A 14,692-nucleotide genomic window follows, 5' to 3' on the forward strand; every position below is an offset into this window, starting at 1 on the left:
CTGTCGGGGGCGGGAGGTTCGTGCCGGCGCGGGCGCCCGGCACGAAGACGGAGGTTGATGCGGGTGTACGGAAGAGGCCTGCCGGGAGACCGGGCAGGGAAGCGCTGTCAGAGCCGTACGCCGTCGGGCCGTCACGGGCGGGACGACGTGCGCGGCAGGCGCCGCCCCCGAGGGGGCGACGCCTGCCGTTCGTGCATCAGCCGCAGGAAGCAGCCGCGTAGTCGACCGTGTACGTCGACGTCCGGTCCCCGATCGTCGTGGTGACCGTGACGGAACCCGCCTCGATCGCCCCGAGACGCGAGCTGAACGTCTGCGACGCGGACTTGCCCGGAGCGACACCCGTGAAGGTCTTCGTCCCGAACGGCGTGCTCACCTTGATCGTCGCGGGCGCGTCGTCGGTGTTGACGACCCGCACGTTGACGAGCACCTTGCCTGCGGTGCACTGGGTCTTGGCCACGACCTCGGCCGAGACCCCGCCCTCGACCGCGGGCACCGAGAGGGTGAGCGGCTCGCTCACGTTCCCGGCGACGTCGACCGCGCGGTACGAGACCTCGACGGCCCCGTCCCCGACCACGAGCGGCTCGCCGTACGTGAGCCACTCGCCCTCGGCCGTGTCGGCGAGACGGTACTCGACCCGCTCGACACCCGAACCTGCGTCGGCGCCCGCGAGGGTCACCGTGCGCTCGGCGAGCTCGGCCGTGGCCGTCGGCACCGTGGCGTCGATCTTGACCACGTGGGCGACCTCCTCGGAGACGTTGCCCGCCTCGTCGGACGCCCGGAAGGCGAGCGTGTGCTCCCCGTCCGTCGTGAGCGCCACGCCGGCCGTGTACGGGGCCCAGTCGCCGTCGGCGACCTTGACCTCGATCGACGGCGTCTGCGAGACGTCGTCGGTGGCCGTCGCGGAGACCGTCACGGCCCCGGTGTTCCAGCCGGACGCGCCGGCTGCCGGGTCCTGGGCGACGGTCACGACCGGCGCCTGCGTGTCCTCGTCACCCGTGGTGACGTGGAACCAGTCGAACGCCACCGTGACCGGGACCTCCTGCTCGGGGCCGATGGCCACGAGACCGAAGGACGTGAGTGCCGCGTCGTTCGTGACGGGCGCCCCGAGGGACGTCCAGTTCACGCCGCCGTCGCTGACCCAGCCCTGGTAGGTGTTGCCCACCTTCTCCATGCGCAGGTACCAGTAGCCCGACTCGGTGGTGTCGGCGATCTCGAGCTGGCGGTTGCCGCCGCTCGAGGCCGCGTTCTTCTCCGACGCGAGCTCGGCACCCAGGTTCAGCGGGGTGCCCGGCTGGTTCTTGGCGACCACGTCGAGCTTGACGTAGTTGTCGTCGTCGCCGTACGCCATCAGACCCGCGTACTGCCAACGGTGCAGCAGCGGAGCATTGAAGCGGGTCTCCGCGACCCAGTCGCCCTCGGGGGCAGCCTGGAGCACGAAGTTGCGCGGGCTGACCGGGTTGTTGTTGTTGATGTCACCCGGCTGGGTGGTGATGCGCAGCTCGCCACCGGCGACCTCGACCTTCGAGGCGTCGTAGCGGACCACGTTGTTCCAGCGGCAGCCGTCGAGCGAGGTGCCGTCGAACTCGTCAGAAGGAACCCGCGTGCCGTCGTCCGTCGAGTCCGGCGTGACCTTGAACCAGTCGACCAGCGCGACCGAGTCGGCCGTGCCCGTGTCGCCCGCGGCGATGACGCCGAAGGTCGCGTTCGCCTTGACCGGGGCAGAGCCCGCGATCGCGGTCCACGTCTGGCCGTCCGCCGAGTACGCAGCCGTGATGGCCGTACCCGTCGAGGTCAGCTTGAGGTACACCGACGACGGGAAGCTCGCGGCGACGTCCGTCTGGCCGTGCCACGTGCGCGCACCGCCGGTCTCGGTCTGGAACTCGAGGAAACGAGCCCCGCTCTGGTTCTTCGTGAACGCGAACTTGGTGTACTCGTTGTCGTTCACGTGCACGAGGAGACCCGCGTGCTGCCAGTGCCGTGCGAGCGGGACCTCGACCTTGGTCTGGATCTCCCACGCCCCGGCAGGTGCCGGCTGACCCAGGTAGCTGATCGGGCCCGGGACCGCCTCGTTGATGTCGCCCTGGACGACGGGCAGGACCGCCTTGCCGTCCACGACGGTGATCGACTTCCCGGGTGCGGTGCGCACCACGGTCCAGCGACCGGTGTTGATCGACGGGGCGTCGAACTCGTCGGACTTCTGCGCCGCGCACTGCGGCGGCGTGCCCGTACCCGGCTCGGTCGGGTCGACCGGGTCGTCGTCGAACGTGAAGTCCTGGAACTCGACCGCGCTCGTGCTCGAGCTGTGCGCCGTCACGAACAGGCCGACGTCCTGGACCGACGCCGCACCCGGCAGGGACACCGGGTCGCCGATCTGGGTGAAGTTCTCGCCGTCCTTGCTCCACGACGCCGTGTACAGGTCGCCGTCACGCTCGATCCGCACCCACGCGGGGTAGCTCGTCGAGCTCGCCGCGGACGACGTCACGAGCTGCCCCGCGGCGTTGCCGCGCAGCCACTCGAAACCACCGTTCGGACGGATGCCCAGGGCCGCGTAGCCCGGCGACTTGCCCGGCTGCGTCACGTCGTTGCGGACGATGAGACCCGCCTTGGCGGACCCGTTGGGGTTGCCCTGGCTGTTGACCTTGACCGTCGCGGACCACTTCTCGTCCGCACCGGCCTCCTTGTAGATGGCCGAGTACTCGTCGGTGCCCTGCCACATGTTGGCACCCGCAGACGTCACGAGGTACTTGCCCTCGGACAGCTGCTCGAACGTGCCGTTCGCGTTGGTGTAGGTCTTCATGCCGGCGAACAGGTCACCGACCTGCGCCATGACGATGCGGGACTTCGTGGTGAGGCCCTTGTCGTTCGTGGCGACCGCGGTCAGCTTGTAGTAGTTGTCCGCCGTCACGTTCCACGTCGTCGTGTACGGCGCGGACGTGTCCGTGCCGATCGACTGGCCGTTGACGAAGAACTCGACCTGCGTGACCGTGTTCTCGGCGTCCGTCGCGTCTGCCGAGACCGTGATCTCGCCCTGCTCGAGCTGGACGCCCGCCTCGGGGGCGGTCACGACGACCTCGGGACGGGTCGTGGCCGAGATGCCCTTGCCGTGCGCCTCGATGAAGTTCAGGCGACGCTCGCCCGCACCGGGGAACACGACGTACAGGGTGAAGCTCTCGCCCGGGTCCGCCACGTCGACGCGCACGTCGGTGAAGGTCCCCAGCCCGGTCTCCGGGACGGAGGCCGTGGCGAGGAGCTCGCCGTCGGGAGCGTCACGACGCAGCTCGACGGTGCCCGCCTGGGCTGCCGAGACGCGCAGCGACAGCGCACTGATCTGGTGGAGGTTGAACGGGTCGTACGAGGACCAGGCCCCGTCCTTGCCCGTGATGACCGAACCGCCGCCCTCGACGTCCCGGCTCGGGAGCTGGGTCGTGCCCTGCGAGGCCGTCTGGAACTCGGCCTCACGCTTCTTGCCGAACACCAGCGTCGTGTCGGAGCCGGTCAGCGCGGGCACGCCGCCCTCGCCGCCACCGTCGGTGTAGCGGGCGTCGAGCACGTAGAAGACGTTCATGTCCTCGCCGTGCCCGCCGCCGAGGCCGGTCTCGACCGAGCCCGTCGTGCCGTGGAGCGGCTCGGACGGGTGCGCGTGCGCGTCGTGACCGAGGGCCGGCTGGATGATGACGTTCTCGTCGACGATCGAGGCGTCCTCGGCGTCGGTGACCGAGACGTCCCAGTCGATCCGGTCGCCGAAGTCGAAGAACGACCCGGTCGGCGGCAGGTTGAAGTCGACCTCGGGGCGCGTGTTGCCCACCGTGATCGGCGCCGTGGCGGTACCGACCTTGCCCGAGGGGTCCTTGACCGTGAGGCGGGCGTCGAACACGCCGTTCTCGGTGTAGGTGTGGGTCGGCTTGGCCTCGGTCGAGTCCGTCGTGCCGTCACCGTCGAAGTCCCACGCGTACGTGAGCGCCTCGTTCTCGGGGTCCGTGCTCGCCGAGCCGTCGAACGTGACGGTCAGCGGGGCCGTGCCCGAGTCCGGCGTGGCGGCCGGCTTGGCCACCGGGGAGCGCGAACCGGAGATGTAGTCGATGCGGTGCAGGCCCGAGTTCGGGTTGTCACGGCCGAAGCCGCCGCCCCAGTCGAGCACGTAGAGCGCGCCCTCGGGGCCGAACGTCGAGTCGATCGGAGCGAGGAACTGCTCGTTCGACAGGAAGGGGTTGACCTTCTCGACCGCTGCGCCCTGCGGCGTCGCGTCCTTGAGGTCGATCGAGTACATCTTGTTGCGTGCCCACTCGTAGAAGAAGGGCTTGCCGTCGTAGTACTCCGGGAACTTGGTGTCCGACACGAGGTCGGCGTCGTAGCTGTAGAACGGACCACCCATGGGTGCGAGACCGCCACCGGCGTTGATGACGCCGGGGGCCGAGGTGCGCTGGTAGCCGTAGTACATGTCCGCGGGCTGGGCCGGCGGGAGCTGCGTCAGACCCGTGTTGAGGATCGAGTCGTTGACCGGGTTGGCGCAGTCGAAGAAGGCGCCGACCGTGACCGGGTTGGTGCGGTAGTCGACGTCGCGGAAGGGCTCGTTCTTGCCCATGCACAGGGGCCAGCCGAAGAAGCCCGGCTCCTGGATGTAGTTCCACTCGGCGATGCCCGCAGGGCCGCGGTTCGCGAGGTTGTCGGAACCGTTGTCGGGCGAGTAGTCGGCCACGCCGAGGTTGCCCGTGGCGGGGTCGATCGTGAACCGGAACGGGTTGCGGAAGCCCATGGCGTAGATCTCGGGCAGCGTCTTCTCGGTGCCCGGGGCGAACAGGTTGCCCTCGGGGATCGTGTACGTGCCGTCGGCCTCGGGGTGGATGCGGAGCACCTTGCCGCGCAGGTCGTTGGTGTTGGCCGACGTCGCGCGGGCGTCGTGCTGCTGCCCCGGGCGCTCGGAGATCGGCGCGTAGCCGCCCGAGGGCTCGGAGTGCGGGTTCACGTCGTCGCCCACGCCGATGTACAGGTCACCGGTGCGGTCGTCGAAGATCAGGCTGCCACCGGTGTGACCCGGCTCGTCGGGCAGACGCCCGGCCGGGACCTCGATGAGGACCTTCTCCGACGCCGGGTCGATCACGGTGCCACCGGGACCGCCGTCGGTCACGGTGAAGCGCGAGATCCGGTTGAAGAAGTTCGCCGGGTCGGAGTCGTTGGCGCTGGCCGGCGAGTAGTACTGGTACAGGTACCCGTTGGTCGCGAAGTCCTTGTCGAGCGCGATGCCGAGCAGGCCGTCCTCACCGCCGGAGTACACGGGGATGGTGATCGCGGTCGAGGTGTTCTGGGTGCGCGGGTCGTAGACGCGGATCTGACCGCGCACGAGCTCGGTGAAGAACACGCGGCCGTCGGGAGCGACGTCCATGCCGAACGGTGCGCTCGTGTTCGTGTCGAGCGCGACCTTCTCGAACTGGCCCCAGTCGGTGCCGCCGCAGTCGCCCGCGACCTGGCCGGACGCCCACTGGACGCCGCCCACGATGTGCTGGACCAGGTCCGGCTCACCGGTGAAGTGCGCACCGAAGTGGCCCATGCCGGTCATCCAGGCGCGGCCGCCGTCGTAGGGCTTGCACCACGAGATCGGGTGGTCGGCGCCCATCTTGTTGCCGCCGGCGTCGTAGGTCGACTCGTCCATCGTGGCGAGCACGTGCGCGCTGCCGCGGACGTTGGCCGAGTAGTTGTACCACTCGTCCGCGCGGTTCCAGCGCTGGTCGAGGTGGCTGGTCGAGGGGTGGACGCGGTCCTCGACGCGGACCGTGCCGGGCAGGCCGGGGCTGTTGCCCGTGGCCGCGTGACCGGGCATGAGCGCCCCGATCATGTCGTCCCACCAGCCGTAGTTCCCGCGCATGTCGGTCGCGTTGTGGATCGCGACGATGCCGCCGCCGGCCTGCTGGTAGCGCTCGAGCGCGGCCTTCTGGTCGGCGTTCCACGGGTCGCCCGACGTCTGGAACATCACCAGCGCGTCGTACTCCGCCAGGCCCGCGTCGGTGAACACCGAGGAGTCCTCGGTGTGGTCGGACGCGATGCCGACGTCGGCGAACGCGGCCTCGAGCACCGGGGTGCCCTGCGTGATCGCCTCGGAGTGCCGGAACTGGGTCGTCTTGGTGAAGATGAGGACCTTGCGGTCGTCACCGGGTTCGTGTGGTCCGTCGTGGGCAGCTGCCATGGTCACGGGCGCGAGGGTGAACGCCAGTGCTCCGATGGTCAGCGCCGCGACGGCTCTTCCCCGCAGGGGAAGTCGCGCAGCCTTCATGTGTCTTGCCTCCAGGGCAGTCGGCACGTGGTTTGCGTGCCCTGTTCGTCGGTGAACGGGGCGCACGTGCTGTGAAGAGATACGTCGTCCCACGGCGTGCCGGCGCCGTCGGTGTTCCTACCGATCGATCAGCCGCGCATCAGTCCTTTCAGGAAGTCCAGGCCATCGACTGCGATGGCGTCCTGGGTGGGGGCGAGCGGACGCCAGATCGAGGCGGCCGTCGCGATGGTCGCGTTGTCGGCGGTGAACGACTCGATGCACAGGGAGCCGTCGTAGCCCGTGGCGTCGAGCGCGCCGAGGAACGCGTGCCAGTCGAGGTGGTCGCTGCCGGGGGCCCCGCGGTCGTTGCCGCAGACCTGCACGTGCGCGATCCGGTCCCCGGCGCGCGTCACTGCGGCCGCCAGGTCCGTCTCCTCGATGTTCATGTGGTAGATGTCGAGCATCAGCCCGATCCCGGCCGACGGCAGCGGCGCGACGACCGCGAGCCCCTGGTCGACCGTGTTGACGAGGCTCGTCTCGTAGCGGTTGAGCGGCTCGAGGCCGATCCGTACGCCCGCGGCCATCGCGTGGTCGACGACGGGGGCGAGGTGCTCGACCAGCTCGGCGTTGGCCGCCTCGCGCTGGGCGGGGGTCAGCCGCCACGTGCGCCCGACGGACGCGTACGCGGGTCCGCCGATCACGCCCGAGCCCACGGTGGCCGCCATGTCGATCACCTGGCGCAGGTAGTCCTGGGTCCGGCGGACCGTGCCGGCGTCGGCCGCGACGAGCTCGCGGCCGGGGCCCATGACGAGGGACACCGACGCACCGAGGCCGTTGTCCGCGAGGACTCGCGCGGCCTGCTGCGGGTTCCAGTCGGTCACGTCCTCGACGGGCAGCTCGAGGACGTCGAATCCCCACCCGGCGACGCGCGGTGCGATCTCGCGGAGGGAGCCGTCGGTCAGGGGTGAGGTCCACACCCAGGTGTTGACCCCGAGGGGGCGCGTGCGAGCCACGTTGCTCTCTTTCGTCGGTGGGTGCGTCACCCGGGTGCCCGACGCCGGAGCTCGCCCTCGCGCGGAGGGCGGGCTACGTCGTCGGGCACCGTGGGTGGGACGTGCGGGTCGTGCTCGGGTGGGCCGTGCCCGGCCCTCGAGCTGGTCGAGGGGCCGAGCCGCGGGCTACCCGTGGTGCGGTCGGGCCGTCGCTGGGGTCAGCGGTCGGTCCAGGCCTCGGGGTAGCCGGGCAGGTCCTCGCCACCGAACTTGGCGTAGTGCAGCGACGGCATGTCCTTGTTGGCCTCGAGGTAGGCGTCCAGGTCCTCGCCCGTGATGGGCGACTGCGGCAGGACCCACTCGGCCGGGACCTGCTCGCCGTTCCAGATCTTCTGGGCTGCGAGGATCGGGGTGCGCCACTGGAAGTTGGAGTACACCGCACCCAGGGCGGTCATGTCCGTCTCCTGCCACTTGCGCATGAAGCTCAGCTCGTCCTCGCCCATGAACACGGGGTAGGGCTTGCCGGCGTCCTCGAACGCCTCGACCGCCGCGACGGCGCCGTCGCCGGCGTCCATCCANCCAGCGCGGTCATGTCCGTCTCCTGCCACTTGCGCAKGAAGCTCAGCTCGTCCTCGCCCATGAACACGGGGTAGGGCTTGCCGGCGTCCTCGAACGCCTCGACCGCCGCGACGGCGCCGTCGCCGGCGTCCATCCAGATGCCGTCCACGTCACCGCGCTGCAGGTACTGCGTCACGATGTCCTTGATCTTGGCGCCGTCACCACCGGTGAACTCCTGGCCCACGACCTCGATCTCGCTCTCGGAGAAGATCTTGTCCGCGGCGGCCCANGTCACGATGTCCTTGATCTTGGCGCCGTCACCACCGGTGAACTCCTGGCCCACGACCTCGATCTCGCTCTCGGAGAAGATCTTGTCCGCGGCGGCCCAACGGTTCTCGAGCACGTCGACACCGGGGAGGATGCGCAGCGCCAGGACCTTCGAGCCGGGCTCGAGGTTCTCGACGAGGAACTCGGCGCCGTCGGCGCCGTAGGCGTAGCCACCGATCGGGTGGATGTAGGTGACCATGCAGTCGGAGTTSACGCCGCGGTCGAACACGATCACGGGCTTGCCGCTCTCGCACGCCGCCTCGACCGCCGGGGTCAGGGTCGCGGTGGTCGAGGGCGAGATGATGATCGCGTCGCAGTCACCGGCCTCGACGAACGCCTGGATGTCGGWGATCTGCTTGTTGTCGTCGTCGGCCGCGTCCGAGACGCGGAACTCCGAGATCTCGCCCGAGGCCTTGAGGACCTCGACCTGCTGCTGCATCGTGATGAAGNGGTCGAGGGCGAGATGATGATCGCGTCGCAGTCACCGGCCTCGACGAACGCCTGGATGTCGGAGATCTGCTTGTTGTCGTCGTCGGCCGCGTCCGAGACGCGGAACTCCGAGATCTCGCCCGAGGCCTTGAGGACCTCGACCTGCTGCTGCATCGTGATGAACCCCGTGACACGCCACGGGTTGGAGACCGAGGCGTTGGAGAAGCAGAGCTTCTTGCCCCCCTCCTTCGCGTACTGCGCGGTGTCCACGAACTCGGGGTCGATCGCCTGCAGCCACGGCTGGTCGGCCGGGCCCTCGGGGACCGCCGAGCGCTGCGCGAGCTGGCGCTCGTAGTCGGCCTGCACGAACNTACTCGGGGTCGATCGCCTGCAGCCACGGCTGGTCGGCCGGGCCCTCGGGGACCGCCGAGCGCTGCGCGAGCTGGCGCTCGTAGTCGGCCTGCACGAACCACTGGCTGTTCGCACCGGACTCGTTGGACTCCTCCGTGGACTCCTCGGTGGCCGCGGCACCCGCGTCCGGGGTGTCGGCGGGCGCGTCGGTGGTGCACGCAGCGGTGAACAGCAGTGCCGCGGTCGCGGCCCCTGCCATGAGAACTCGAGAGCGTCGCATGTTCCTTCTCCTGATGATCGAGAGACTTCTTTGTCCTGCCGTCGCAGCGGGTGCGACGACCTGTCGGGGACGGATCTGTGTGGCGTTCCGGGGGGTGACCGGAGGACTAGGGCGCTGCTGGCTGGGGCTCCTTGGGGACGGTGGGTTCGGGGACCCCTGCCGGGGTGGTCGGGGCGCTCGGAGACGCTGCCTTGGACTTGCGCGGCATCGCGGCGTAGGCCACGGCCGCGATGATGATCACGCCCTGGACCGCGGGGCGGATCGTCGACGGCAGGCTGAGCTGGTTGAAGAGCGTGAACAGCGCCTCGAGGGTCAGCGCGCCGGCCATGGCCGCGACGACCGACCCACGGCCGCCACCCAACACCACGCCGCCCAGGACGACCGCCGTGATCGCCATGAACTCGAGCCCCTCGCCGACCTGGGCCGTCACACCGGCGTAGCCGCCGATGAGGATGCCCGCGACCGTGGCCATGAAGCCCGAGAACAGGAAGGCGCGCGTGCGCACCCACCAGACCGAGGCGCCCGAGTAGGAGGCCGCCACGTCGTTGTCACCGGTCGCGACGAGCGTGCGACCGTACGGGCGACGCATGACGATCACGGCGACGACGCCGAGGACGAGCGTGATGAGCACCGCGTACGGCACCTGGAACTGACCGGGCGTGTCCGGGAACCCGCCGCGCCCCCACTGGCGGAAGCCCTCGGTCAGGGAGCCCGTGGGCGCCCCACCGGTCCAGAGGCGGATCGCCCCGTAGAGGACGAGCATCATGCCGAGCGTCGTGATGAACGACGGGACCTTGAGCAACGTGACGATCAGACCGTTGATCAGCCCGATCCCCAGGCCGAAGAGGACCATCAACCCGATCACGGGCCAGGTCATGGACTCCTCGCCGTCGATGAGCTTGGCCGCGATGACGACCTGCGCCCCCACGAGCGAGCCCACCGAGAGGTCGAACTCCCCGGAGACGATCACGAAGTACTGGCCGATCGCCAGGACGATCAGCGGCGCCGCCTTCTTGAGGAAGGCCATGAGCGACATGGGCTCGCCGAACGACGGGTTCATCACGAGGATCGCGACGAAGACGACGATCAGCAGGGCGTAGACGGTCCAGGAGCTGCCCGACGTGGCGCGCTGCACCAGGCGGGAGAAGCCGCTGGGCGAAGACCCCGGCTGCGGTGCGCCGGACGCGCCGGTGCCGCTCGGCGTGGTCGCGGACGTGCTCGCGGTCATCGGGTGGCCTCCTTGCCGGACGAGGTGGACGTGGACGGGGCGGACGTGGACGTGGAGCCCGGAGGGGCCTGCCCGCCCCGCGCGCCGCCAGGACGGACGGACTGGGCCAGTGCCCGGAACCTCGCCCTGCTGCTCGCGGGGTCGATCTGACGACGGGCGTACATCGCGACCGCGGCGATGATGATCGCGCCGCGCAGGACGTCCTTGAAGAACGGGCTGACGTCGAGGACGTTGAACACCGTGTCGAGCGAGGCGAGGATCAGGACACCCGCGATCGTGCCCATGATCGAGCCGCGCCCACCCATGAGCAGGGTCCCGCCGAGCACGACGGCCGCGATCGAGTTGAGGTCATAGCCGTAGGTGTAGACCAGCGCGTTGCCCGTGCCGAAGCGAGCCGCGATGAGGAGACCGGCGACGCCCGCGCACAGCGAGCACAGGACGTGGGCCAGGATGATCGACCGGTCGGTGCGGATGCCCGAGAGCCGGGCGACGTCGATGTTCCCGCCGACCGCGAACATGTGATAGCCGGGGCGGGTGCGGGTCAGCAGGACCACACCGAGCACCATGACGACCGCGAGCACGATGACCGAGATCGGCACCGGGCCGATGCGCGTGTAGCCGAAGGACTGGAACGCCTTGGGGATCTCGCCCGACGGGCCCTTGTACTGGGTGTCGAGGTAGCCCTTGATGATGAGGCCGACGCCGAGCGTCGCGATGAACGAGTTCACGCGGAGCTTGGAGATCACCAGGCCGTTGACCAGGCCGACTCCCGCGGCGACCGCGAGGGCCGCGACCACGCCGAGCCAGATGCGCGACGGGTCACCGGCCATGGTCGTGGCGGCGACGAGCGACGACCAGGCCACGACGTAGCCGACCGACAGGTCGAGCGACTTGCAGAGGATCACGAACGTCTGCCCGATCGCGACGAAGCCCAGCAGGCTCGTCTGCGACAGCAGGTAGAACAGGTTGCCCTGGCTGAAGAAGTTGCCGCCCTGGGCCGCGACCAGTCCTGCCGAGATCACGAGGATCCCGACGAGGGCGAGGTAGACGATCCCCGTCGAGCCGAGCCGGCGCCGGCGCGGGCCGGAGGTCGACTTCGCGCTCCCCGTCGAGGGCGAGGCGGTGCTCACCGCGGTGCTCATTGGTCCTCCTGGGTGGTGTCGCGCTGCGCGTGCCGGGGTGAGGCGGGCTCTCCGCCGGGCAGCACGGACTGGGGTGCGCGGGCTGCGTTGCCCACGGGTACGTCGAGGGCGGAGAGGTCGACCTCGACGTGCTCCGAGGTGTCCCCCGCCCCGGTGGCCATCGCCATGATGGTCTCCTCGTCGCTGCCCGCGGGAAGCTCCCCGGCCAGGCGGCCGTCGCGCATCACGAGGATGCGGTCGGCCATGGCGACGACCTCGGGGAGCTCCGAGGAGATGAGCAGGATCGCGACCCCGCGAGCCGTGAGGGTCCGCATGAGGTCGTAGACCGCACGCTTGGCGCCGACGTCGATCCCTCGCGTGGGCTCGTCGAGCACGATCACCGAGGGGTCGGTCACGAGCCACTTGGCGAGGACGACCTTCTGCTGGTTGCCACCCGAGAGGTACTGCACCTCGGCGTCCTTGGAGCGCGAGACCAGGTCGAGCGACGAGAGGATGCCGGGGATCGCCTTGGCGCGGCGGTCGGAGGACCCCGGGGTCACGGAGTCGAGCACGAGCCGCGCGTTCGCGGAGATCGACTGCTCGAGCGCGAGCCCCTCGGCCTTGCGGTCCTCGGTCACGAGCGCCAGGCCCTTGCGGACCGCCTCGCGGGCCGAGGAGACCGTGACGGGCTTGCCGTCGAGCAGGATCGTGCCGCGCGTGAAGGGGGCGACGCCGAACACGCCGTGCGCGATCTCGGTGCGGCCGCTGCCCTGGAGGCCCGCGAGCGCGACGATCTCGCCCGCACGGACCTCGAGGTCGATCCCGTCGACCTGGGTGTTGCCCGCGCCCTCGAGCGCGAGCTTGACCGCGCCGGGCACCGTGCCGGGGTCCTTGTCCGGGTAGTAGCCCGCGAACTCACGCCCGACCATGGTCCGCACCAGGCGGTCCGGGGTGATGTCGGCCGTCGCGGTCGTCAGCACGAAGTCGCCGTCCTTGAGCACCGTGATGGTGTCGCAGAGGTCGAAGATCTCCTTGAGCCGGTGCGAGACGTAGAGGATCGCGACGCCGCGCGCCCTCAGCTGCTCGACGAGCGCATAGAGGAGCTCGACCTCCTGGTCGGCGAGCGCGGCCGTGGGCTCGTCCATCGAGATGATGCGCGCGTCGTAGGAGACGGCCTTGACGATCTCCACGATCTGCTGCTCGGCGACGGACAGCGAGCCGACCCGCATCCAGGACGCGAGGCCGTGCAGGCCGAGGTCCGCGAGCAGGGCGTCGGTGTCACGGGCCATGCGCCCTGCGTCGACGATCCCGAGCCGGCGGGGCTCCCGGCCGAGGTAGACGTTCTCGGCGACCGTGCGCTCGGGCAGGAGGTTGAACTCCTGGAAGACGGTCGAGACGCCGGCGGCCTGGGCCGCGAGCGGCGAGGCGAACGCGACGGGCTTCCCGTCGAGCTCCATGGTGCCCGAGTCGGGCTTGTGGACCCCGGCGATGATCTTCATGAGCGTGGACTTGCCGGCGCCGTTCTCCCCGACGAGCGCGTGGACCTCACCGGGCCGCACGTCGAGGTCGATGCCGCGCAGGACCGAGTTGCCGAAGAAGACCTTGCCGATGCCCCGCAGCTGCAGGATGGGCGCGCCCGTGGTGCTCGCGCCTCCCGCTGCCGTCGATGCGGTCATGCTCCTACCTCCACCCAGGTGCCGGTGCGTGCGGATCGGGCGACGGCCTCGGCGAGGTGCGCGGCCCGGAGCCCGTCGGCGAACGTGGGCAGCCCGTCGGGCGTCTGCCCGTTGATGGCCGCCGCGGTGTCGCCGACGAGGGCGTTGAAGCAGTCCTGGTATCCCTGCGGGTGTCCCGCGGGGAGCCGGGAGTAGCGGGCAGCCTCGGGCGAGAGGGCCTCGGGGTTGCGGATGAGCAGGCGGCTCGTGTCGCGGCGACCCTCCCAGAGGGTCTCGGGACCCTCCTGGTCGAACGCGAGCGTCGACTCGGAGCCCGAGATCTCGAGGAAGAGCCGGTTCTTGCGGCCGGCCGAGACCTGGCTGATGACCGCCGAGCCGAGCGCCCCGCCGTCGGTCTCGTACTGCAGGGTCACGGCGTCCTCGGTGCGGACCGCGGCGGGGCGCCCGTCGGCGCCCGTGCGCTCGGCGTTGATCGTCGCGGTCTGCGCGACGAGCCGCACGATGCGCTGGCCCGTCGTGAACTCGAGGAGGTCGCAGAAGTGCGAGCCGATGTCCCCGAACGCGCGGCTCGCGCCGCCGAGCGCGGGGTCGACGCGCCAGTTGTCGTCGCTGGCCCGCAGGAGCCAGTCCTGGAGGTAGGAGCCGTGCACGAGGCTGATGGTGCCGACCGCGCCGCTGCGGACCCGGGCGCGAGCCTCGCGGACCATGGGGTGGAAGCGGTAGGCGAAGGGCACGACGGCGACGCGGCCGTCCGCGGCTGCGGCCTCCTCGGCGAGACCGGCGAGGGCTACCGCGCCCTCGAGGTCCATCGCGAGGGGCTTCTCGCACACCACGTGCTTGCCCGCGGCCAGCGCTGCCGTGGCGAGCGGGACGTGCAGGAAGTTGGGGGTGCAGATGTGCACCACGTCGATGTCCGGGTCGTCGATGAGCTCCTGCGACGTGGCCGCGTACCCCAGCGCCCCGAGGTCGGCGGCGGCCTCTCGCGCCCCCGGTGCGTCGATGCCGGCGACCGAGACGAGGTCTCCCCCGGCCGTGCGGATCGCGCGGGCGTGGACCTCGCCGATGAACCCGGTCCCGATGATCCCTGCGCGGTAGCCCGCGGCGGGCAGTCGGCTCGGGAGCAGGTCGCTCGCGGGGTGGACAAGAACTGGGGTGGTCGCGGCGTCCACGACGGCACGGCCGTTCAGGGAGGACGGCTCCGTCCTGGTGGTGGGGGCGCTGACAGCCCCGTGGTCCCGCGCGACTTCTTCGGCTCGCATGTCCCATACCGTAGGGCCGACTTATGTCGAGCGTCAAGCAAAAGCCGAATGTTGGATGTCACCGTTAGGTAACTCCATCGGTTAAACAATTGCCGAGGCCTACTGTCGTGCGGTGGAACCGTGACGCACAGCGTGCCGGGACGTTCTGAGCCCGGGTGCCGAACCCTGTCCAGGGCACGCAGGAAGGGCGCCCTCCCTGGTGGGAGGACGCCCTTCTGGTGCTCGTG

General features: G+C 70.3%; 6 protein-coding genes and 2 pseudogenes. All 8 read right to left on the bottom strand.

Going from position 1 to position 14,692, the window contains the following annotated elements; all coding sequences use genetic code 11:
- Window positions 1-196: 196 nt before the first annotated feature.
- Complete coding sequence (locus ASE15_RS13885; RefSeq protein WP_235534461.1) at window positions 197-6,178, bottom strand: ThuA domain-containing protein; 5,982 nt, start codon at window positions 6,176-6,178, stop codon at window positions 197-199.
- Between the two features lie 215 nt (window positions 6,179-6,393).
- The gene (locus tag ASE15_RS13890) at window positions 6,394-7,257 is read right to left on the bottom strand and encodes a sugar phosphate isomerase/epimerase (protein ID WP_056763889.1); all 864 of its coding nucleotides are present in this window, start codon (window positions 7,255-7,257) and stop codon (window positions 6,394-6,396) included.
- Window positions 7,258-7,454: 197 nt separating this feature from the next.
- Window positions 7,455-7,814 (bottom strand): annotated as a pseudogene (locus ASE15_RS13895) (ABC transporter substrate-binding protein); the annotation flags it as partial.
- 270 nt (window positions 7,815-8,084) lie between these two features.
- Window positions 8,085-8,570, bottom strand: a pseudogene (locus ASE15_RS21525) (substrate-binding domain-containing protein); the annotation flags it as partial.
- Window positions 8,571-9,287: 717 nt separating this feature from the next.
- Complete coding sequence (locus tag ASE15_RS13910) at window positions 9,288-10,409, bottom strand: ABC transporter permease (protein ID WP_056646354.1); 1,122 nt, start codon at window positions 10,407-10,409, stop codon at window positions 9,288-9,290.
- Complete coding sequence (locus ASE15_RS13915) at window positions 10,406-11,551, bottom strand: ABC transporter permease (RefSeq protein ID WP_082608495.1); 1,146 nt, start codon at window positions 11,549-11,551, stop codon at window positions 10,406-10,408. The genes ASE15_RS13910 and ASE15_RS13915 overlap by 4 nt, the downstream gene beginning before the upstream one ends.
- Complete coding sequence (locus ASE15_RS13920) at window positions 11,548-13,206, bottom strand: sugar ABC transporter ATP-binding protein (RefSeq protein ID WP_056763896.1); 1,659 nt, start codon at window positions 13,204-13,206, stop codon at window positions 11,548-11,550. The genes ASE15_RS13915 and ASE15_RS13920 overlap by 4 nt, the downstream gene beginning before the upstream one ends.
- A complete protein-coding gene (locus ASE15_RS13925) occupies window positions 13,203-14,465 on the bottom strand; it encodes a Gfo/Idh/MocA family protein (protein ID WP_082618455.1) in 1,263 nt (420 codons plus the stop codon). Before ASE15_RS13925 ends, ASE15_RS13920 begins: the two co-directional genes overlap by 4 nt.
- Between the last annotated feature and the right edge of the window lie 227 nt (window positions 14,466-14,692).

The organism is Oerskovia sp. Root22, from assembly GCF_001429135.1.
GTDB classification, from domain to species: Bacteria; Actinomycetota; Actinomycetes; order Actinomycetales; family Cellulomonadaceae; genus Oerskovia; species Oerskovia enterophila.